At 56.9% G+C, this 21,732-nt stretch carries 21 protein-coding genes and 1 pseudogene; 14 read left to right on the plus strand and 8 right to left on the minus strand.

The genetic code is table 11. The features are described from left to right. Positions 1–652: 652 nt before the first annotated feature. Entirely contained in the window at positions 653–1,561 is a 909-nt protein-coding gene (locus WX88_RS16105) for a hypothetical protein (RefSeq protein ID WP_046245411.1), read from the minus strand. A 1,012-nt stretch (positions 1,562–2,573) separates the two neighbouring features. Between WX88_RS16105 and WX88_RS30120 the strand changes: the two genes are divergently transcribed. Then, positions 2,574–2,858 carry a hypothetical protein gene (locus WX88_RS30120; protein WP_156176181.1) on the plus strand — a complete coding sequence of 95 codons (285 nt, stop codon included), beginning with the start codon at positions 2,574–2,576 and terminating at the stop codon, positions 2,856–2,858. Positions 2,859–3,215: 357 nt separating this feature from the next. Here the strand turns inward: WX88_RS30120 and WX88_RS30125 are convergent, their stop codons facing one another. Together WX88_RS30125 and WX88_RS16110 are read right to left on the minus strand one after the other, a co-directional pair. Beyond that, positions 3,216–3,392 carry a hypothetical protein gene (locus WX88_RS30125; protein WP_156176182.1) on the minus strand — a complete coding sequence of 59 codons (177 nt, stop codon included), beginning with the start codon at positions 3,390–3,392 and terminating at the stop codon, positions 3,216–3,218. A gap of 296 nt (positions 3,393–3,688) precedes the next feature. Beyond that, positions 3,689–4,585 (minus strand): S24 family peptidase, encoded by an 897-nt coding sequence (locus WX88_RS16110; protein ID WP_046245412.1) that lies wholly within the window; start codon positions 4,583–4,585, stop codon positions 3,689–3,691. A gap of 98 nt (positions 4,586–4,683) precedes the next feature. On the opposite strand from WX88_RS16110, the gene WX88_RS16115 reads away from it, so the two are divergent. The 8 genes from WX88_RS16115 to WX88_RS16145 all read left to right on the plus strand — a co-directional run bounded on the left by WX88_RS16115 (position 4,684) and on the right by WX88_RS16145 (position 9,576). Then, entirely contained in the window at positions 4,684–4,956 is a 273-nt protein-coding gene (locus WX88_RS16115; protein WP_046245413.1) for a hypothetical protein, read from the plus strand. A 2-nt stretch (positions 4,957–4,958) separates the two neighbouring features. After that, positions 4,959–5,294 carry a helix-turn-helix domain-containing protein gene (locus WX88_RS16120; RefSeq protein WP_046245414.1) on the plus strand — a complete coding sequence of 112 codons (336 nt, stop codon included), beginning with the start codon at positions 4,959–4,961 and terminating at the stop codon, positions 5,292–5,294. An 11-nt stretch (positions 5,295–5,305) separates the two neighbouring features. Next, entirely contained in the window at positions 5,306–5,428 is a 123-nt protein-coding gene (locus WX88_RS31810) for a hypothetical protein (RefSeq protein WP_262489846.1), read from the plus strand. 90 nt (positions 5,429–5,518) lie between these two features. Then, positions 5,519–5,905, plus strand: coding sequence for a hypothetical protein (locus WX88_RS31455; protein WP_046245415.1), 387 nt, complete (start codon positions 5,519–5,521; stop codon positions 5,903–5,905). Beyond that, entirely contained in the window at positions 5,902–6,729 is an 828-nt protein-coding gene (locus WX88_RS30885; protein ID WP_052732758.1) for a hypothetical protein, read from the plus strand. Before WX88_RS31455 ends, WX88_RS30885 begins: the two co-directional genes overlap by 4 nt. Positions 6,730–6,741: 12 nt before the next feature. Further along, entirely contained in the window at positions 6,742–8,127 is a 1,386-nt protein-coding gene (dnaB, locus tag WX88_RS16135; protein ID WP_052732760.1) for a replicative DNA helicase, read from the plus strand. Positions 8,128–8,275: 148 nt separating this feature from the next. Further along, a complete protein-coding gene (tssD, locus tag WX88_RS16140) occupies positions 8,276–8,671 on the plus strand; it encodes a type VI secretion system tube protein TssD (RefSeq protein ID WP_156176183.1) in 396 nt (131 codons plus the stop codon). An 80-nt stretch (positions 8,672–8,751) separates the two neighbouring features. Beyond that, positions 8,752–9,576 carry a hypothetical protein gene (locus tag WX88_RS16145; protein WP_156176184.1) on the plus strand — a complete coding sequence of 275 codons (825 nt, stop codon included), beginning with the start codon at positions 8,752–8,754 and terminating at the stop codon, positions 9,574–9,576. Between the two features lie 400 nt (positions 9,577–9,976). On the opposite strand, the gene WX88_RS16155 is transcribed toward WX88_RS16145, so the two are convergent. Next, positions 9,977–10,582 carry a hypothetical protein gene (locus WX88_RS16155; RefSeq protein ID WP_156176185.1) on the minus strand — a complete coding sequence of 202 codons (606 nt, stop codon included), beginning with the start codon at positions 10,580–10,582 and terminating at the stop codon, positions 9,977–9,979. 1 nt (position 10,583) lies between these two features. Beyond that, positions 10,584–11,369, minus strand: a complete 786-nt coding sequence (locus WX88_RS27800) for a M23 family metallopeptidase (RefSeq protein ID WP_052732761.1) — start codon at positions 11,367–11,369, stop codon at positions 10,584–10,586. 153 nt (positions 11,370–11,522) lie between these two features. Between WX88_RS27800 and WX88_RS16165 the strand changes: the two genes are divergently transcribed. The 5 genes and pseudogenes from WX88_RS16165 to WX88_RS29505 all read left to right on the plus strand — a co-directional run. Next, the gene (locus WX88_RS16165; RefSeq protein WP_046245420.1) at positions 11,523–13,292 is read left to right on the plus strand and encodes a type VI secretion system Vgr family protein; all 1,770 of its coding nucleotides are present in this window, start codon (positions 11,523–11,525) and stop codon (positions 13,290–13,292) included. A gap of 5 nt (positions 13,293–13,297) precedes the next feature. Further along, complete coding sequence (locus tag WX88_RS27805) at positions 13,298–14,257, plus strand: DNA/RNA non-specific endonuclease (RefSeq protein ID WP_052732762.1); 960 nt, start codon at positions 13,298–13,300, stop codon at positions 14,255–14,257. Positions 14,258–14,418: 161 nt separating this feature from the next. After that, positions 14,419–15,036 (plus strand): hypothetical protein, encoded by a 618-nt coding sequence (locus tag WX88_RS16175; protein WP_156176186.1) that lies wholly within the window; start codon positions 14,419–14,421, stop codon positions 15,034–15,036. Positions 15,037–15,063: 27 nt separating this feature from the next. Next, positions 15,064–16,218, plus strand: coding sequence for a DNA/RNA non-specific endonuclease (locus WX88_RS27810; protein WP_052732763.1), 1,155 nt, complete (start codon positions 15,064–15,066; stop codon positions 16,216–16,218). 90 nt (positions 16,219–16,308) lie between these two features. After that, a pseudogene (locus WX88_RS29505) lies at positions 16,309–16,734 on the plus strand (DnaB-like helicase C-terminal domain-containing protein); the annotation flags it as partial. Between the two features lie 682 nt (positions 16,735–17,416). Here the strand turns inward: WX88_RS29505 and WX88_RS30135 are convergent. The 3 genes from WX88_RS30135 to WX88_RS16205 all read right to left on the minus strand — a co-directional run bounded on the left by WX88_RS30135 (position 17,417) and on the right by WX88_RS16205 (position 21,727). Next, positions 17,417–18,379 carry a HipA domain-containing protein gene (locus WX88_RS30135; RefSeq protein WP_156176187.1) on the minus strand — a complete coding sequence of 321 codons (963 nt, stop codon included), beginning with the start codon at positions 18,377–18,379 and terminating at the stop codon, positions 17,417–17,419. Positions 18,380–18,485: 106 nt separating this feature from the next. After that, entirely contained in the window at positions 18,486–19,868 is a 1,383-nt protein-coding gene (locus WX88_RS16200) for a hypothetical protein (RefSeq protein ID WP_046245425.1), read from the minus strand. Next, positions 19,868–21,727, minus strand: coding sequence for an ATP-binding protein (locus WX88_RS16205; RefSeq protein ID WP_052732764.1), 1,860 nt, complete (start codon positions 21,725–21,727; stop codon positions 19,868–19,870). Before WX88_RS16205 ends, WX88_RS16200 begins: the two co-directional genes overlap by 1 nt. Between the last annotated feature and the right edge of the window lie 5 nt (positions 21,728–21,732).

Below are 21,732 nucleotides of genomic sequence, written 5' to 3' on the forward strand. Positions count from 1 at the left end.
AGCTCAGCAGCTCGGTATCGCTTTCCAGCCTGATGCCCGGACACAAGGCACTCGACGTATAGCCGTGGCGGTTGCAGGAGAACGTGAGGCCGACAAACGCTTGGTCGGTTACGATGAAATCGGCTCTGTGCTGCTGCCTGGAGGGGCAGCAGCGACACCAAATAGCTGGCGGGGAGAGAGGCGGGGAACTGCAAAGCCAAAGGGAGCACGACGTAACACCGGGCGGGACCTACTGCCAGTGGCCGTTCAACCGGTAAACCTACCGACTCCACTCCCCGCCCGTTACCGAAATCGGCCTCAACTGCTACCCACGCCTGCCGAACTGCCGAAACTCGCTACCAAGCTGCCCGCCGGAGTACTAGCGCCGGACCAACGCTGTCTGAGCTTTCATGAAAGCGGAGCAGGTTTGGAAACGCACGATAAAGCCTTTTTGCCCTTAATAACAAAGACGTCGACGGTGGTGCAGTAGGCGCCCCAGGCGGTTCTGAAGGAACTATACTTGGCGTGTCGATGGCAATTATGGAGGTAGTAGCTGTGATGTGGGTTGCAGCTACTACCTCCATACGGCAACATGCTCGCGGCTTTTTGGTACCCAGGTTTAGGTTTGTAGGCCAGCTATGTACCATTGGGGTTAAGCGTTTAACCAAGGCTACTATTCCTTGCTGCTCGGGCTGCCGGGGGCGGAGGGAGCGCCCATCATGAGGCCGAGTAGCTGCAGGCCAATGGCTGGCCCGTCTTTGCTGTAATCGAGGACGGGGCCAGTGGTGGCGATGTGTAGGTCTTGGGGGGTGACAGGCTTGGTTTGGACGCTGGTAAATTCGTACAGCATCTGCTGGGTGTGGGCCTGGTCGAAATAAACCACAATCTTCATGATGCCCTGCTTCTCCTGGACGTAGATGGGGTGGGCAAAATTCAGCGCCACCGGCATCTTGCTCGACGTCCAGACGTCCAGGGCCACGGCCTCCAGATTCAGTGGGCCGGGCTCTGGGCGGGCGGTTGCGGGGGCCGGTGACTTGCGGGTATACCGGGTTTTCACGCAGGGGTAGCCCGCTACCAGCCCCGTTTCGGTGGTGGGTTGAACGGTGTACTCGGCGTCGGTCACCGCCAGGGACTGCCACTCCTGTTTCGTCTTCGCGCCAGCGTAGTGAAAGACGATTTGTTTGGGACTTGACTGGGACTTAAACAAGCACAGGCCGGTGTTTTTTGCACCGTTAAAATAATTCTCGAGGTGGTAAGTCAGCGCGTCGGTGGTGGCGCGGGCTTCCTGGCCGCGCACGTAAATGGTGGCCTTCCGGGGCAGCATGAGAGCCATCATGGTCAGGCCCGGGTTTTGCTGGGCTTGGGCCTGTGCCTGCTGTTGCTCCGCCGCCGACATGCCGCTCATAATGCGCTGCACTTGCTCCTGCAGGTGGCCCTTGGCGGGGTCCAGTTGGCTCATGGCCTTATCGTAGAGGTTGCCCGGCAGCGACACGCGGGTAGTGACGACTCCCAGCGTAAAAGCCGGCACCGATGCCAGTGGCCGCCGCACGGGCGGGTGGTTACCAGTGGTCAACAAGGCCATGGGGGCCAATAGTAGGAAAACGACCTTTCGACGAGTTGTACGCATGGGAAAAAGGATTACACGATGAGAAACCTGCCCCGTTCTACTGAGCCGGCATGGTATGCCACGGCCTAAGGGCCGTCTTGCAGGGCTCAAAGCTACTCTCCATAAAAGCAACGGCACGAACCTGATAATAGCCAAGTTGCCAGATTTTACGGGTTCCTACACCGGGTAAACGTCTACCGGCTCGACGACTTTTGGGCTTGCCACTGCGAAGACGAGTTGCGAGCCACCTAGCCACCTTCCCGCCCCTTTCTGCAAGCTGTCCCAGACACTATGAGCATCACATCAACGAGACGCGGCCGTTGAAAAACAAGCTCAGCAGCCCGGTACGGCCTTCCAGCCTGATGCCAGGGTGACGCGTAGCCGTGGCGGCTGTAGGTGGTGAGGCCGATAAATGCCTGGTCGGCTACAGTAAAGTCGGCACCCGTGGCCGCGCTTAACGCCGGCAGAAGTTCGTCTTGAAGTCATCAAGCGGCATCGCGATGCTAGTGCCTCCAGCGAAAGCGAAGCGACGGCTTACCGGAAGCTGGCGGGCTGGGGCTGCTACGCCGACGCGGCTAACCTGCCAGCGAATACAACGAATCTATCGGTCCGCCCCGGCCAGCTTTACCTGTTGCGGCCCCACGTGCAGCCCAGCCGGCTCGAACTGTCGAAATCCGCTTCCGAACGGCCAACCGCGTTGCAACACCCAGCCACCATTGAGTGGCCTTAATTCGCAGTTGCGCCGGGCGCTGGCGCAACTCAACTCGAAATTCCAACAACCCAGGCGAGGCGAAGAATAGTTTTGCCAATCTATCCGTGGGGCCCCATCCAAAACGCACCTGTTGGCCCACCCACCGCACGCTTTTTGCTTTACCGCCCACGCGCCGGCGCATGCCCCCCGCACTGCTGATTTGTTGGCAAAAAGCTAGAATTTTGGCACGTATGGTGAGGCCATTAAGGTCCAATACTTGGTTATCTAATCTAAGTTATGCCTCTCTCTCTCGCTATTTCTAAAACCCTGGGATTCGTCTTATTAAGCCTCTCGACCCTAGCCACAGTCACCGGGCTAGTACTGCCGTTCGTGTCCGTAGGGCTGCCGCGCAAGCCGCTCTGGGTTAGCGGCTGTCTCATTGCCGGCGAATTGCTATTCGCCGCCGCGCTGGTGTTTTTAGGTAGTCAGTATGGCCGGCGACTCAAACTCAAACTACTCGCCTGGTTACACCGAACATTCGGATGGCGGCCCGCAGCCAAACGGCAAGCCGATGGGGGCTAGTAAAGCAAATCATTCAGAAGAGGGCATTCTTTCCTGCCGCTCGTTGTGGGTCAAATTACTGTATATTGACTGCTGATAGTTGGGTGTTTACAGCGGAAAGCTTGCCGCCATTCAGCTCTTCAAACTGGTGCTAGGAAGTGTTTGGCAGCCCTTCAGCGTGTGTAACCAAAAAACCCGTGCCCGAAGGAAGCACCTCGATGTCCTTTCAAAATTAGGTCTGCCATTAGAGGTGCCGGCGGCAGGTCCGCTTCGGCCACTTTCGGTTACAGCACTTCCTTACAGTAGCGCTACTTTACGCAACTCTCGGTTTGCCTTGACAGTTTCCGCGCTGAGGGCGCCTAGTCGGTCGTTTGCTTCCTAGAAACCGGCAAAAGATTCCCGGGATTTGCCTTTATCCTTGCTCCACTCTGCTGCAGAGCAACCTTCCTCGGTGTTCATGCGCAGGCGCTGTCCGTTGAAAGCAGCCCGTACGTAAACAAGGCCGCGGCCCGCGGCGTCGGGCTGGTCAGTACGCCGTTCAAAAGTAATGGTCATGGTAGTGGCGAGTACAGGGGCGCGCTTAGTGGCATTTTTCCCGTAGTAAGTCGGTGTATCTCGCGTAGCAGACCGAAACGCAAGAACCCCCGAAAAGTACCTTCACGACGTGAAAGGCGGCTTTTCGGGGGGGGCCGTGGCAATGTAATGTACCCGGAGCCGGGGTAGCGTCCAGCCTCAAAAACGAGACGCTAACTCCTTGATTGACTTCCGGTAGTGTGAAAATTAATTGGTGGTGAAAATAAACAGGTGGCGTAGCAGGGCACGTAACCACCTGAACTGCTTTTTTCAGGTGGCTACACCAGCCGCAGCTGCTCGCTCTGTCGGCTCGTAATCCGCTCCATCATTTCCAGGAGCCGGCCGCGCATATCCGACAAGTCACGCGCCATAATTTCTAGCAGGCCCGCTACCCGCTCAAAGGCTTCTTCCTTGTTGGCCGGTACCCGCGTGGTCAGGATGCCGCGCACTTCCCAGATTTCCCAGATGGTTTCGCGGGGAATGACGTGCGGGGAGAAGTACGAATTATCTGATAACAACTCCACCTCCTCGTCGCCGTTCTGAATAGGCCGCTGAATGCGCTTCACCATCATTGTTTCGGCGGTCACCACCACGTATACGTGTCGGGGCTTCACCATGCGCCAGTCGTCCACGCACCGCGCAATCACCACATCACTGGTCCATAGCGTAGGCTCCATGCTGGAGCCTTCCACTTCAAACGCCCGGTGCGACTTGCCCGAGAACTGCGGCAGCGCCAGCAGCTCCAGGTCCATTTCCTTTAACAGTTGTGGTTTCTCACGCGCCAGTTGGTAGCCAGCCTGCGCCGGCGTCGGCACCAGCATGATGCCTTCGTCGCCCGCCATGTTGAGCGTGATAACCGCCGGGGCGTGCATCCCGCCATAGTGCACATGGGCCTGCTCACCAGCAGGCTTTTTTGTCGTTTTCGGTTCCTCAGCAACTTTGGCCGGGGTCAGCATTTCCCCGTTGCCCAGCAGCAGCCAGCCCGGATTTACCTCCGGGTAAGTCTGCAGTACTTCCACCAGCGTGTCAAAGCCAGGCTTAAACTTGTGACCAATAAAGTTGTATAGTTTCGTTGGCCGGTCGTGTCCAAGTTTCTTGGCAGCACCATAAACAGAGTCGCCATAGTGCTCAATAATAGCTGCTAAACGGTCGCCAATCTGCTTTTGCTGTTCCATTTTGTTTTACATTACTGTTAAAACTAATTTGGCAGTTCAAATTTGTTGTTGTAAAATTGTCCTGCTTCGGAATCAAAGTTAAACAATCGGCAAATAAAATGGAACACATTGCAAAGAAAATTTCAGAGCAGCGCCACCTTTTCGGCAAGCGCAGCAACTACACGGCCCGCATCATTGACAACTTAGAGGCTAAGGGTAAGACGTTTACACGCCAGCAAGTTTACAACGTCGTTTCTGGTCGCTACTTCAACATGGATGTGGCCGAGGCTTTTTTTGAAGAGCTTGCAGTTGAAGTAAAGCGCCGCTCCGACCTCGAAACCCTGGCTAACGGGCAGTCCGGTGTTGCATTAAGCCCCCAAGTCCCCGCCTAGCCATGCAAGTTGCCCTGCTAGTCCCCGAACAGGAGTGGCGGCAGCTGTTGGCCGATGTGCAGCGCCTCAAAGCCACCGAGGCCGCCACGCCCGCCCTCGCCCCAACTCCGCCACCCGCGCCCGACCTCATCCTAACCGTGCGCGAGGCTGCCCACTACATGCGCCTCAAACCCGAAGGCGTCCGCAACGCCCGCCGCGCCGGTCGCTTGTCCGGCCTGCGCCTCAACGAGAAGGAGTGGGGCTTCCGTCAGTCGGAACTCGACCGCTACCTGTCCCGCTACAACCGCCGACCCCTCGACGCGCCCTCAACCCCCGCACCGCTCCGGGTGGCCGCCTAACCCCGCTTGCCATGTCCCAACTACTTCCCCTTGTCGGGCCCACGCGCCCCGACGACCACGAGGTTACGGCCTCCCTCATCACCATCCAGAAGGCTCGGGTCAAAGACCAGCACCTGACCTGCGAATTCACCTAGCAGCGCACCACAGACGCGCCACCCCGCGCCTTCGCTCTCACCTGCACCGAGCAAATCCACCCCGACCTGGGCCACGTCCTCAGCCGCCTAGTGCCGCACCTGTGCCTGCTCACCGAGCAACTCATCGAAATGCCCGACTTCTGGCCCGATGTGGCCGAGAAGCTGCCCACCCGCTTCGAGCCGTTCACCGTCACCGGCTTCTCCATGGGCAAAGGGCAGGGGGGCGTGACGCTTGTGGGCCAACGCACCCTCATGGGCAACAAGGGGCTCAACCTGACCAGCCCCTACGTCAGCTTCGCCGATGAATCGGATGCTGCCTACCCGTATGCCCCCCTGCTCGAATCCAAGCTAGCCGCCGCCCTGGCCGAGGTTGAAGCGGCCCTCCGCGGCAAATGCACCGAATACCGCCAGCTCGACCTGTTCGACACCTACTCCACTGATTCCGTCTCCTTGGTGCCCACGCTCCCGCAGGCATGAAGCTTCCGGCTATCCAATTCTACCCCGGCGACTGGCACAAGGACCAGGGCGTCCAGGCCCTCGACCTGGCACAGCGCGGGGCCTGGTTCGAACTGCTGTTGATGATGCACGACAGCGATGAGCGCGGCGTGCTGCTCGTCAACGGCCAGCCCATGCCCGACGCCGTCATCGCCCGCCGCCTCGGTTTGGATAATCAAACTGCCAACCAAATCCTAACCACCCTGCTCGACTTTGGCGTGGCCAGCCGCCGCGAGTCCGACGGCGCCCTCTACTGCCGCCGCATGGTCAAAGACGAGCACTTGCGCCAGGTACGTACCGAAGCGGGCAAAAAGGGCGGAAACCCCAGTTTGCTTAACCAAACCGCCAACCAAAACCCAGCCACCGGGGATAAGCAAATGCCAACCACCAGGGTTAAGCAAAATTCAACCCCTTCATTTTCATGTTCAACTTCAATTACATCTTCAAAAGAAGAGAGGGGAGCGGCTAACGCCGCTGCGCCCGCCCGCTCCTCCAAAAAGTCAGTTGCCAAGCCGGCCACCGACCCGAAGAAAGGGGGCCCGCGCCCCACGCTGGCCGACGTACAGGCTTACGCCGCCGAGCAGCACCCCGCCAGCGCCGACGCCCAAACCGAAGCCGCCGCCTTCCACGACCACTACGAAAGCAACGGCTGGCGCGTGAGCGGCAAAACCCCCATGGCCAACTGGCGCGCCGCCTTCCGCAACTGGATGCGCCGCCGCGCCCAGTTCCAGGCCGCTGGCCAGTCGCCGGCCCCAAACCGGGCCCGCACCGCCCCCAAACCCACCGACCCCTCCCGCTGGAGCTAACCAATCCTTCCCATGAACCCCCGTCCCGCAACCTCTGCTCCCCGCCAAATTCAACTCCCCCCGCAAGTCCTCGACCTCGAAGCCGCCGTGCTCGGCGCCGCCCTGCTCGAAGCCGATGCCCAGCGCACGATGCTGGCCATCCTCACCAACGAGGAAATATTCTACTGCACCGCCCACCAGCAGGTTTACCGGGCCATCCGCGACTTGGTGCAGGTCGGCGACCACGCCGACATCCTCACCGTCACCCAGGAGCTGCGCCGCCGCGGCACCCTGGCCCGCACTGGCGGCCCGGCCTTCGTCGCCGGTCTCACCAGCAAAATCAACTCCGCCGCCCACCTCGAAACCCACTGCCGTGCCCTGCAGGAGCAGCATGCTCGCCGCGTCATCATCAAAGCCGGCACCGAAATGGCCGCCTACGGCTACGACGACACCCGCGACCCGCTCACTCTGCTCAGCGACGCCCAAACCCACCTCACCACCCTGCACCGCAGCCTCGAAACCCGCCCCGGCCAAACCGCCGCCGCGGCCGAAGAAGCTACCTTCGCCCACTTGGCCCAGGCCGTTGGCCAGCACGGCCTCACCGGCGTCCCCACCGGCCTCACCCAGCTCGACGGCCTCACCGGCGGCTGGCAACCCTCCGACCTCATCATCCTGGCCGCCCGCCCGGCAATGGGCAAAACCGCCGCCATGCTGCACTTCGCCCGCACCGCCGCCCTCGACCACGGCCAGCACACGGCCATCTTCAGCCTCGAAATGCCCATCCTGCAGCTCATGCAGCGCCTGGTGGCCAGCGAAGTGCCCGGCTACAGTAACTCCGACCTGCGCCGCGGCAACCTGCCCGGCGGCCTCGAGCAAGTAGCCCACATCCGCCAGCAGGCCCAGCGCCTGCGCACCCACGGCCACGCCCTGCACCTCGATGACACGCCCGGCCTCACCGTCCAGCAGCTGCGCGCCAAATGCGCCCGCCTGCACGCCCAGCACCCCCTGAGCCTGGTCCTGGTCGACTACATCCAGCTGATGCGCGGCGACACCAAAGGCAACCGAGAGCAGGAAGTGGGCAGCATTAGCTGCGGCCTCAAGGAGCTGGCGAAGGAACTCAATGCCCCCGTCATTGCCCTCTCCCAGCTCAGCCGTGACGTGGAGAAAAGGGGAGGAGAGAAGCGCCCGCTGCTCTCGGACCTGCGCGAGTCCGGCAGCCTGGAGCAGGATGCCGATTGCATCATCTTTCTCTGGCGCGGCGAATATTACAATATTACCGAGTACGAGGATGGCACCGCCACCGCCGATACGGTGCTGTTCGACATCGCCAAGCACCGCAACGGCGCTACCGATGAGGTGGTTGCAAGCTGCGCTATGCGTCGTGGCGTATTCTGTGATTTAAGCAGGTGGAATACCTGATTTCATCTAATATTTCAATTCCTAACTCTACTGTTACGCAAGAGTTTTGTCTCCGCGTGGAGCATGACAGGTTATCTATGCTTGTCAGTCACCTATCTTCGTAGCCTGTTTATACTTTCTAGCAACCATCCCATTAATTCTTCCCAATATGTCATCTTTTTCCGGGACAATGACCATCGGCGGCAATCTGGCTAACTCCTACCCGGTGCTCATGTGCAACATCGGCTACCAGCAACGTATCAGTGAAACTGGCCGCCCCGCTTCTAAAGTCCGCAATAAGCCCGTGTTTGTATTGCTATCAGCCCCTGCCGATAACACGTTGCTGGAATGGATGATTAATAGCGAACGAACCCTTGATTGCCATATAAAATTAGCTACCATTGATAATTCGGGCACTTTTCTGAACATCATATTGCTCGAAGCCTATTGCGTGGAATACGATATGACTTTCAGCGCCATGAGTAGCTCTGAAACGCGCACGGCTCTTTATATCAGCCCCAAGTCAATCGTGGTCAACGGAACAGAGCACAGCAATAACTGGTAGCTGTCATGGTACAAAAGGGTCGGATAATATTCGTAAATGGGCACTGGACGGCTATTGATGGTGGCCTATCGGGGTCTAGTGTGCCACTCAAGCCGTATTGGGGTGGCCCGTTCGAGCAGGAGGCAGAGCGTTTTTTTGGACTTAAAGAAGCCGCTAATACGCATGTGTACCTCGACGGAACTACGCTGATTGGATTTGATGAAAGCGGTGAGGAGCGACATGACCGTGGCGCTCGCGATTATAATGCTTATGACTGGGACAAGTCCTTTTTGAAGCGGCTCCACGATAAAGTGAATGATAATTCCGAACAAACAAGCTCCCTCCGCAATGCCAAGTACAGCAATGAGCTTCGCAACAAAGCGTTAAGCAGCCTTACTGCCGGCATGACCAAAGGCCAGCACAGCTTCTACATTATCACTCACAGCGAAGGAAGTGCTTACGGAGCTGGTTTGGCGCGTGTACTTATCGCAAAAGGATGGAATGTGCATACCGTTATTCACATTTCGGCCGACGAAGGCGACGAGTTCAGTTCCCCGGCCGGGCCACTGACCTATCAGATTGGCTATACCGGCCGTTTATTCGGTGATTGGGTAACCAGCAACGAGCGGATACGAGGCAATGTCGATAAATGGGGATTGGTTTACATCAATAATTATAATGGATGGGATGAATTCAAGGCTATTCACGGCAGTACACGCAGTGCATCCATATTCCGCCGCTTGTGGGACCTGAAAACGGTTTTTGTACAGCAGGTACTCGATTCTCAAGGTCATATTCACTGGCAACAGGCACCCGGTAGCACCCCGAATGGTACTCAATTCGCCCAAGTAAATGGCTTTGTGATTCATGGAAACGGACGGACATCAGGAACCCGCTGGGGGGCAATTAGAGACTTAATGCATTAAGTTCTGTTATGCTCGTAGGAATCCATTATGAGCGCAAGTTATGATAGCTCCTTTTATGTATGCGCTTTATGAAAATCACGTATAAAGTAGTCAATGGAACGCTCATGTTGTTGGGTGTATTACTATGTGCATTTTGTTCAAATGCAACACTCGGTACCCCAGAATCATTAAGAAGAGCAGCGGAAATAGAGCCTTACCACATCTTTTTCCTACGCACACTAATGGTCATGTTAGCACTCCTGGCTTATTCCGGCTTGGTAGCTGTTTTAAACCGTACGCTATTCCGTCGGGTCGCTAATCCCACTAAAGTATTTTGGACCTCGTTGGTGATTTATCTCGTCGTTACGATTGTGTGTGTGTACTTCTTTATTAGGACAAGCCTCGTCATTCACGACCCCTCCTAACCCATATAGTTCGACACAAAATCTACCGAGACGAGCACTCCGTTTGCAAAGGTGAACGTGAAACGCTGGTAGCCTTCTGTTTCGGCCAGTACGACCACCGCCGGCACGGCCCGGAGGCGAAACACTGCGGCAAACGCTGCTTTGCTCATCCCAACCCTGATGTTTTTGGGCAATTTGACGGTAGAAGAAACAATCCTGGCCTTAATCAACAATGCGCTATTCACCGTTGGATCCCCGCTCTGCAAATAGGTGAAGGAGTTCGACCGGTCCGAGAATGTATTGATCGTGTCTGTCATCTGTGGACTGTCACCTGGCTCCGTTTGCTGGCTAAGGGTAAAGCTGCGCCGGCTTTTAATCACGTTTTTGTAAGCCAAAAATTTGTCAAAAACCTGACTGACAAAGTCGTCATCGATAACCGCCAGGGTATCCCGGCCCATGCCGGTTGCGCGGTCGATAGCAGCGGTATCTGCGTTTGTTGGTAATACAGCTTGCTGTTCAAGCCGTTGCTTTGTTTCAGGCGGGGTTGAGTTTGTCGCCTTCTTATCAATTGGGTTGCAGCAGATGCACAGGCTTGCCAAACAGAATACCAGCAGATATCTCATGTTATTCACCGCGCAGCAGTTTGCGGAGGTCGGTTGCTTTGTGCTTGTATTTGAAGGCATAAAAATCCCAGCTACCAAATGGGGCATTGGTTTGGATCACTTCGTAGTGGCCGTGATACCCTTTGGGAGGCGGCGGAACCACATGCCCCGTATTGCCGGAGAGAGAAACGACATCGTTAACCGCAACTAGCTGCCCTTGTCTCACAAGCAGCTTACTGGCGTGCGCATATATCGTGTAAACGTGAGCGCTTCCATTGTATCCAGGTCCGTGGTCAATGATGATGACGTTCCCGTACGTTTTGGAAAAACCAGCCTTGACGACCTTGCCCTTGGCCGTAGCGTGATACGGAGTACCGCCGGGGACTTTGTAGTCGGTGCCCGGATGAGGCTTGCCTCCCCTGATTTTAGCGAACGGCGAGTTGATGACCGCGTTACCCAACGGGCTATCCAGGATGTCGGGCTGCCCGGCGCTGGCGTGTCCGCTTATTACTACTTCATCGAGCAAAACACCCCCGTACAGGGTACGGTAGCCGCGTCGGGCAAACAGGCTGGCCAGGGGCAGCCCCGATTTTACCCGCGTAGCATCGGGCTGGCAGTTGTAGAGTCGGTTGGAGCGTTGCAGGCTCGTCGCAACGGTGCTGACCGCGCGCAAGGAGCTGGCGGAGGAGGTTTGTAACCCGGCCACCCGGGCACTGACTACCAAAGCAGCCGGCTGCGGCTGGGCCTGGCCTTGTCGTAAGGCAAGGACCTGGCTGCTGCGTATGCGCGTAGTTGGCTGAGAGGGCATAAGGTTATAGTAGAATGTCGCTTACCGGGGCCAGAATCGGCACGCGCCGGCGCGCCGGCCAGTATCAATATGCGCATAAAGATAGTAAGTTTGTGAAGTTTCAATTTATGCTTGCGCCGAGTGCGTCGGAAGTCTATTCACTAGCAACCTTTTATGGCTCGTCAAATTACCGTAGCGCTGGAATGCGCCGGGGCGCAGCTCGTTCAGCCCAATGAGCGGCAGCACCTAGTACTCCGGCAAAGCCTCTATGCGCACCATGCGTTCGAGATTACCCTGCCTTTTGACAAGGCAGAAGGGCACGAAACCGGCTTCTTATCCAAGGCCCCGGAACAGCTCATGGGCAAACCCTTTTCCCTCAAGCTGACCGCGGACACCTTCAACTTCAATAAAGGCCAGCAGTTTGAGTTCAACGGCGTATTTACCAACCTGCAAACCGGGCGTGATAATGACCTGGCTACCCTGTCGGTCAGGGGATTCAGCCCCTGCTACCTGCTAGCAAGCGGCCTTAAAAAACGCACGTTTGTCAACCAGACGCTGACGGCCATTTTTCAGCAGGTCATGCGGCCTTTCCCCGATAACCTGCTGCCCCGGCAGCTGAACCCCCAACATCGGGAGAAGCTGCCCTACGTGGTGCAGTACCAGGAAACCAACTTTGATTTCCTGAGCCGCCTGGCCGCTGAATACGGCGAGTGGTTTTGCTACGATGGCAAAACGCTGCAGCTGGGGCCGCCGCCGAACGGCTCGACCGTGGATTTCCACGCGGATGGCATCTACAACGGGTTTTCCTTCAGTATGGCCCTGAAGCCAACCTCCGCCACGATGTACGAATATGATTATGAGCAGCACCAGCACTTTACCAGCGAAACCACATCTCAGCCGCTAACCAAGCTCGACAAACATAAATTTAGTGGCTTTGCCCTGCGCGAGTCGGAGAAGCTGTTTCCCGATGCTGCCCACGTGGCCGCCGAAACGCCGATTACCGGCCTGGGCGAGCTGGTGGCGGAAGCGAAAGCATACAAAGCCGCGGCCGCCGCCGACCTGGTCACGGTCAATGGCTACAGCGACAATCCCTTAATGCAACTGGGCGGCTTGCTGGCTATCAGCGGCCAAGGCCTGGGCAGTCTCATTCCCGCCAAAGAGCCTGCGGAAAGCTTTGGCACCTATCGGGTGGTCGAGCTAAGCCACTACGTGGACGAGGAAGGCGGGTACTCCAACACCTTCACGGCAGTACCCGACCTGCTTGACACGCCGCCCTTTAATCCGCATTACGATGCCCCCTCCGGCACCCCGGAGCTGGCGGAAGTAATCGACGTGAAGGACCCGGCCGGCCTGGGCCGGGTACGGGTTCGCTACCCCTGGCCAGTGGCCAATCCCAAAGATGCCGAAACCGGCTGGCTCCGCGTGCTCACCCCCTACAGCGGCGCGGGTAAGGGGCAGCTGTTCACCCCCGAAGTCGGCTCGCAGGTCATTATTGGCTACGAAAGCGGCCTGGCCGAGCAGCCCTATGTGCAGGGCAACCTGTTTCACGGCAACAACCCCGCCGGCGCGAAGTACTCGCACAATGGCGGGGAAGTCAAGGGCATTCAGACGCTGGCTGGCAACCGCATCACCTTTCACGACAAGAAGGGCGAGGAAAAGATTGTCATTACCAACGGCAAGCAGAAAGACACGGCCATTGAGATTTCCTTCAAAGGGAAGGGCAAAATCGAAATAAAGACCCAGGGCGACTTAAGCTTCGCGGCCGGCCAGAACGTCAGCATTCAGGCGGGTAAAAAGCTGAGCTTGACCGCTGGGGAGCTAACCATGCAGGCCAAATCCATTCAGGGCAAGGCCGACTCAACGGTGGAGTTGGCCGCCGCCAGCGCTGAGCTGAAAATGGCTGGCGCGGCCACCCAGGTTAAAGGCACGCTCACCCAAGGCTAAGCCCCATGCCCCATACCGATTATGTCGTGAGCCTGGCCCTGGCCAAGTGCTCCAAGGGCACGCTGCCTGTGCCGCTGCCCGTCACCAGCCAGCCGCTGCACCTGGTGGGCGGCCTGGCCGTGGCCACCGAGCTGGACATTGCCCCGCTGGTCAACATTCCGTGCTTTGGCATCTGCCAGCAGCTCACTAAGCTCGCCAGCGGCGTGCCCACTCCCTGCGTGCCCGTGCCCACGGGCTGGAAAGGGGCCAACCCGGCCCGCAAGATTATGGGTCTCAAGCCCCTGCTGGAAAAGGCGACCTGTGCCTGCGCGCTGGGCGGCACCGTCTCGTTTCAAAGCTCGGGGCAGTTGGGCCCGGCCAAGTTCCAGACCGGGCCCAACTTCCTCATGTTTACGGCCGGCAGCGTGGGGGGCTGGAACAAGGCGTTGAACAAAACGCCCCTGGAGCCCAACCATGACTATCTGGTCGACAACTACCTCTACAGCACGGACGCCGATGGGCGGGTAGTGAAGGTGCGCGGCGACCTGGAAGACGCCGAGCGTGACCGCTACCCCAGCCAGCAAAGCGCCTCGGTGCCCAAAAAAGACGGGCAGGCCAACGCCCAGCACCAGGCCAAGCCCGCCGCTCCGCAGCCCGACACGCGCCCGATGCTGGCGCGCCGCCGCTACACCGATGACGGCGGGCACTTGCTGGCCGCTATGTTCAACGGGCCGGGCGAGCAGATCAATTATGTGCCTATGGATATGGACCTCAACCAAGCGGGGCCTAACACATGGTACGCAATGGAGCAAGAATGGAAAAACACGCTTCGTGGCGGTAACCCACCGCCACCACGTCCTCAAAAAGTGGATGTGGAAATAAATATTGTTTATGCGGCTAGCAAGCGACCTGTTGGTTTTGAAGCGAACTTTTGGATTGGCAATGGCGCACGACAAAGAAGAAGATTTCGTAACGCCAAACCGTAGAAATAGTGACAATGAAAAGTGTGCAAGAAATATATGAGGCACTTGGAAGAGTGGCAATTGAAAGTGCGCCTAAGGATGATAATTGGCAGCTTATCATCTTAAGATTTGAGCACGAAGAGAATATGGTGGGCGATAGTGGTCTATACATAGACTCCGAAGGAGTGAGAAAGCCTCTCAGTGTAGAGCTTAGCTGGGATGATTCAGAGCTGATTCATGACCTTCACGCGACTACGACAGAAGGTGGCAACAATCGTTGGAACCTCATGCATTATATCGTGCGGCCCGATGGTAGCTTCGACGTAGAATTTATTTGGGATGAAGACCAGGCTGAAATCATGGCCTATATCGCTGCCACACCGCACGTCCCTGAACCACGTCGTGGGAACGAATTGGACCGCATTAAAAAAGGACAGTTAGAGCGTAAGACGGACCGCATTTACAATAGCATCGTCCAAGTGCTGCTACAGAATGCGCCGCCCCATACGTGGGAGGTGTTGCTTCTAAGCCTGACCCGACCTCCGTTGCACTACGAGGCTCAAGCCCAGACTGCTCCCGGCCGGCGCACCTCGCTGCTCCTGCTGGGCGAAGAAGCCGCCGTACAAGCCCTGGAAGAGCTGACCCTGGAGGGTAACCACCTCGGGTGGGAATCGGCCACGCTCGCCGTGGAGCCTAGCGGCCAGTACCGCTACAGCTTTGTCTGGGCCGGGGCCGGCGAGTTCAACCTACCCACCCACTACCACCGTGAGGGGCACGTGACGCTTCCCTCCAAGGAAGCCTAGCTCTTCGCTAGGGGGCGGTCCTAGTCGGTGCCAAAAAAAGACGGGCAGGCCAACGCTCAGCATCAAGCCAAGCCTGCCGCCCCACAGCCCGACACGCGCCTCATGCTGGCGCGCCGCCGCTACACCGACGACGGCGGGCACTTGCTGGCGGCTATGTTCAACGGGCCAGGCGAGCAGATCAACTACGTGCCCATGGCCATGAGTTTAAACCAGGCGGGGGGCGAGTGGTATAAGATGGAGCAGGTAATGAAAGAGGCGTTGCGGGGTAGTAACCCGCCGCCATACCCTAAAAAAGTAGAGATTGAAATCGCAATTGTCTACGGTGCAGATAAGCGTCCAACAGACTTTAATGTTAATTTATGGATTGATAAAGTCAAGAAAAAGAGAAGCTTCTCAAACAAAATATGTACAATGGCTACAACTGCCGAGATTTATGCCTTCATTGGTCAAACCATCATTGACGACATCACCGAGGACGGATGGCAAGTAGCCATTCTTGATATTGAGTACACAGGAGGTGATAGCACTGAATTTGGCGGGTTTTACATTGATGAGAGCGATTCAAAGCAAGGGCTTGAACTGGAAGCAGAGGGATTTAATGTAGGGTTTTCGGTTCGAATTCAAGAACTACATGCTGTTACTACCGCAGAAAACAGCAATCGTTGGAATCGACTGCGCTACACGTTGAAGCCAGATAAGACTTTTGAGATTGATTTCATCTGGGACGAGGACTTGGCCGAAATCATGGCCTACATCAACAGCACGGTAGAGGTGCCCGAGCCGAAGCGAGGTACCGGATTGGACCGCCTCAAGCAAGAACAGCTGGCGCGCAAAACAGCCCGCATCTATGATGGCATCGTCCAAGTGCTGCTACAGAATGCGCCAGCTCCTGCGTGGGAGGTGTTGCTTCTAAGCCTGACCTGGCCCCCGCTGCACTACGCGGCTCAAGCCCAAACTGCCCCCGGCCGGCGCACTTCGTCGCTGCTGCTGGGCGAAGAAGCCGCCGTACAAGCCCTGGAAGAGCTGACGGCGAACGGTGACCACCTCGGGTGGGAATCGGCCACGCTCGTTGTGGAGCCTAGCGGCCAGTACCGCTACAGCTTTGTCTGGGCTGGGGCTGGAGAGTTCAACCTGCCCACCCACTACCACCACGAGGGGCAGGTGCGCTCCAACCTGACTTAAACCCCAGCCAAGACACTCGGCCGCTACCGTAACGCCGCCCATGGCTACGGATGACGCCCGCGACCCGCTGGAACTGCTGGCCACCGCCCGTACCTGGACGACACGCCCAGCCTGAGCACTCAGCAGTTGCGCGCCAAGTGCGCCCGCCTCCACGCCCAGCACCCCTTGGGCCTGGTCTTGGTCGACTACATCCAGCTCCTGCGGGGCGACACCAAAGGCAACCGCGAGTAGGAAGAGAGCAGCATCAGCCGCGGCCTCGAGCTGGCCAAGGAACTCAACGCCCCCGTCATTGCCCTCTCCCAGCTCAGCCGCGACGTAGAGAAGAGAGGCGGGGAGAAGCGCCCGCTGCTCTAGGACCTACGCGAGTCGGGCAGCCTGGAGCAGGACGCCGACCGCATCGTCTTTCTCTGGCGCGGCGAATACTACAATATTTCTGAGTACGAGGATGGCACCGCAACTGTTGATACAGTCCTGTTCGACACCGCCAAGCACCGGAACGGGGCTACTGATGAGGTCATTGCCGCCTGCTCCATGCGCCGAGGTGTTTTTCAAAATCTTGCTCTGTAGGATTAGATATAGTACCTATGCTAAATCAAATACGTTTACGTTTAGTCAGCAGAATTGAAAGACCTGCAAACAAAAAAGCCCTGACTTCTAGACCAGGGCTTTTTAGTATATTCAAGTAGCACGTTCAGGCTACAGCATACAATTCAAACGGATTGGTGATAGTGCGTCCACCAAATTCTTTAAGCATTTCAGCTGTATTGGTTAGGTCGAGGTGCTTACGGCGTGCTTTTTCCTGAACATGCGGTTGGTCCGCGCTTGGTATGCGACTCGAAAAGAACGGCTAGAGTTGTTCATTCCGATACTTCTTATGCACGTCCGGAAATCCAACCAACGGCTTGATATGGTGCTGTTTTAAAAATGAGTCCGTGTATACAAACTCCCAAATACCATCTTCAAACAAGCTCAAGCAACCAATCTCCAAATGATTAAAATTTAAGTAGAAAGTGGTCGGCTCATGCACTGGCGTGCGCATGGGGGTTGTGGCTTCAGGTTGAAGCCGTTTCAGCCAGGATTTCAGTGAGTTAACCTGCAAACAGCGCTTCATTAAATCTAATCGTTCTGGACTGAGCAGGTCCGCGAATTCAGTGTCCAGTACGTGTAAGCAGCGGTTTAATTTCTCAAGTTGATAAAATTATTTGACTTCTTCGGGTGGCAAGCAAAACTCGGTGGTGGCAAGCAGCTTTACGACGTCAAAGTGGTTGATGTTCTTGTGTCCGTCCCAACTGAGTTTCGGACGGGAGTCCTTGGTATAGCGAGCTAAAAAGTCAGCCAACCGTTTAGGCTCCTTATGCAAAGCTACTAGTTTTGCCTCTGGTTCGTTCCACAATAGGGCACGAGCCGTGTCGTAGATGGGCGAAAAATAAGGTGCCTGCTGCCCCGTAACGTCGCGCACTACGCCGTAGTTGTAGAAGTGCCGGTCGTTATTGCCCACCAAAGCATCAAACAGCAACAGGCGGCAAAAGTCAGCGAGTAGCCTATTGTGATGGCCTGGAAATACCGAACGTAAGGCCTTACTAAATAGTTGAACACTGTTCAATTCCCGTTCCCGGTCCTCCAACTCAATGGCCTCCACAAACGCTTTGTCGTTGAGGTAATCGGCCAGTATATCGGCTCCATGTACAAGCTCCAAGCAAGGAGAAGATAAGAAATAGCGGCTCAGAAACCGGAGCTGCCCGCTAGCCCACACCAGCCGCGACCTTGCCATGGGCATCCCCCATGCTTCACCCAAGCGGTTGAGCGCGTATTCCATTACGCTCTCCGTCGGGTACCATTTGCGAGCGGTTTTCGCGATGTACAGCGGCCAAGTACGTTGGTTCACTTTGTGACCACGGCTGCTTACGATGCCAGTATTGTCGCTTCCCTTCCTATGTCGTTGTACCGAGCGGTTCTTTGGGTTTGACTCGTGTACCCGAAGAAATTGTTTTGGAGCTTCACCAGTGATGGAATAGCCCGATTGCACTCGGTACTCACACCGCTTTAAGGTTGGCAAAGCTCCCGGCCGAAAGGTTCTCGAAATGGACGTATTATCTGGTGTTACCCGCAATAGTGGCTCAACACTCAGGCGGCGAGCCGCTGCTTTTGCGTTCTTCTTCATTAAGGCATTTTAACGACGCGTAACACGTGGTTGATTTTAAATCAATGCAATTGATGATGAATCTTAGAAGTTAATGATTAGACTTATCCTACCGCTAATTGCTGACCTATCGCAAGCCCTCTCGAGCCATCAAATCAAGTACCCGTCCACCGGGCTCCAAGCTAATAGAAGCGTGCCGATGCGCCAGTGCCACCGGCACAATGGCGTCGGAGTACAAGTCCAGTTCAAAGTACCGAATCAGGTCGCAGGCCCGTTCTAGCAGCGAGCCGTAGCGCGCCAACTCCACCTTGCGCGCGGCAAAGTCAGCCCGGCTGCCGTCCTTAGCGGCGAAGGGGTATGGCAGAGCAAAGTTGAAGATGCGCCCCGTTTCTGTTTTGAAAAGAAAGTCTTGGCCGTAATACGACTCATGGCCGAAGTTCTCCGCTGGGTCATCGCTGCCCGTAATGTAGTCGTTACGGTAGGTGTCGTCAATCACCCGCAGCACCCCCTGGCGAGGATAGGCCTTTTCCAAAAAGCGCTGCATTAGCCGGCCGTGGTCCATCACAATGCCGGTTTTTTGCAGACCTATCACCAGCAAGGGCTCCTGCCCCAACCGGGCCAGCTTTTCGTTCACCTGATGCATCAGCTTCATGATGCGCGGGTGCAGCTTGGCCGGCTCCCCAAATAGGGCCAGTGGCCCATCCATTACGAATGCCACCTTGGTCAGCGCCATAGGATTGCCTTGCAGCATTTCCAGCATAAAGGCCCCAAGCAGCAAGTGCTCCACGGCGTTCATCATCCGAGTCATTGCGCTGGCATTGTCGCCAAAGTCGCTGATGCCCTCATGCAGCCGCAGCCAGTCCGTGACATACACCGTCTTGCCGCAGTGGGGGCAGGGGTGCGTGGGTTGCTGCACGGTAAATACCAGATGCCCGATTTCCTTCTTACAAGTAACCGATGGGCAGTTTGCGATGGGCAGCTGGTTGTCGTTCAGCATCAGTAGCGTTTCCGACAGCACTATTCGGTTGGCCCCAGTCCGCCGGTTGGCGGCCAGTTGGTCATACACCGCTTTCCGAAATCCGTCCCGCACCGTGGGTGCGTTGTGATACTTAATATTGCTGCCCGGCAGCACAAACGTAATGGGCTGCGCATTGCGATGCATTTCAGCCACCTTAAACGGGTCCACGAAGCGCGACTTGGGGTCTATTAGCTCCTGGTACTTTGCCATCACAATCAGCACGTGGCTCACCTTGATGAAGCCAAATTGGGTGCTTGGCAGCTTGTCCCCTATCGGCGAGTCACTTTTGCTGGCATCTGAGGCTACCACGAATTCCGGTAGCCGGGCCGGCTGCCCGGCCGGAGCAGGGGAATAGCTGGCCACGATGTTCCCCGCCTCCGAATCCGAGGGCTCCCGCAGGTAAGTACATTGCTTTAGAAATGCCTGCACGTCCGGGTTACGGACGAATTCGGCGTGCCCGCTTTTATCGGCAGTCTGTCTGGAGTACGGCATTATTTGGCTTCTGCGCGTTTAGCTTCAATGGCCGCAATCCGCTGCGTAATGTCTTCAGGTGTAAAACGCCGAATCTGCGTCGGTATCACAAAGGGTGAGGAAAGCGTTTTGATGCGGGCAAAGCCCACGTCCTGCGCCGCTTTCAACGACCCGATGAAATCCTTGAAGTCGTAAAACTTGGCCAGCGTCTTCAGCTCGTCGTCGTTGTTGAGGTAGGTTACAAACCAGTTTTCCGTGTTGGCCAGAATGTTCGGATGCACCGACGACGGTTCCTGCGTGGCGTACACGAACGCAATTTTTGCTTTAGCACCTTCCTTCGCCAGTCGGGGCCAGGTATCCGTCAGGTCAGCCCCTTTGCCGATGAGGTTGTGGGCTTCCTCCACGTAAATCACCAGGTTCTGCGGCATCTTGCCCTCGTTCATAATGCCCATCTGCCGGTCGAAGATGCGTGCGGCAATGCGCTTCGAAAGCACTTTGCGTATTTCCACCGGCCCGGCCGACAAGTCCAGAATCACAATCTTGCCCGCATCGATATGCGCCAAAATTTCCTCTGTCACATCGGCCGACCGGCGCGGCGAATGGTAAGGAATGTATTTCTGAATGGCCCGCCAGCCCCCAACTGGAAGCTCCCGGCTGCTTTCCCGCGCCAGCATGTTCAGGTAAGCTTCCAGCATGGCATCCACCCAGGAGTTACCCGGAGTCGACGATTTGATGCCCACCACCGTTTGGTTGGCTGCTTTTTGTATCTTCTTGAGCGACAAATTAACCCGGCGCAGCAACTCAAACCAGTCTACGGCTTCGTCCACCGGAACCATCGCCTGTACTGGCACCACCGGCGTTACCGGCGGCGTTTGGGCAGCTCCCCAGGCGTTTACTTGCTTAACCAGTGCCGTTGCGGTTGGAACCTCCACCCGAAAGCCTGTTGGTACGGGATAGCCCGCCCGAAATAGCAAGCACTGGAACACGGCCCGGTGCCGTTTCCAGCGCGTGTGCTCCGACACGGCCGTGTCATCCGGTTCTTCCAGCGTCGATTCCAAAAACGCCTCTAAGTCCTGGCCCGAATAAGGCTGCTTGTCGCTCCTGAATAAGCTCTGAATGAGCCCGAGCCCCTGTTGGCTTTCCTGGTAAAAGTTCGTCCGTAAGTCCTCAAAGCCGGGTGTTTCCAGAGCCAGATAGCGTACCGTCAGCTTATCAAATACTTTGGCAATCGAGCTGTCGTCGTCCTGGTGGTTGGCATTGGCGTATTCGCCGTTGATATCAAAAATCAACTGTCCTACCTTTATTCCGTCCTGCATGGCTGCCAGTGCTACCGCCGAAACCGTCGTCTTCACTGTATTCGATTTGCCTGTGCGCGTCATACCCAGCACCGCCGTGCGACGGGCCAGAAAGTCCGTAGGCTGAATCTGAACCGTTACTAGGTCGGCGGGCAGTCGGCGGTGCATTCGGTCAGTCGAGGTGTATCGTACCGTGCCCAATTCAATGGGCGACGGCATCCCCTTAAAGCCGGACTTGAGCGCTTCCTCCTTCGACTTTTGCAGCACCTCTGGGTTGATGTGGTTGACGATGGTAGCCAGCGCTTCCCGTGTGGGCTTGTATGCCCGCAGGCGCGATAGCGTCATGAAGTTTTCAATGTCGCTGCCCAGCCGCAGCTTCCCGTCCTGTAAGAAAAAAGTGCCCAAGATGCGGCACTTCATGCCGCCGTATTGCAACTCGGCGTGCGTCATTGGGTCCAAGCCGTCGTTTATTGCCCCCGGAAACATATCTTCGGCTCGCCGGCGCTGGTGGTGTTCCAAGCGGGTACGCACTAGGTCGTTGTCCTGTGGCAAACTCACGGGCTCCAACACGCGCAGCAGCAGCACTTCCT

The sequence above is a fragment of the Hymenobacter terrenus genome (genome assembly GCF_000972495.1).
Lineage (GTDB): Bacteria > Bacteroidota > Bacteroidia > Cytophagales > Hymenobacteraceae > Hymenobacter > Hymenobacter terrenus.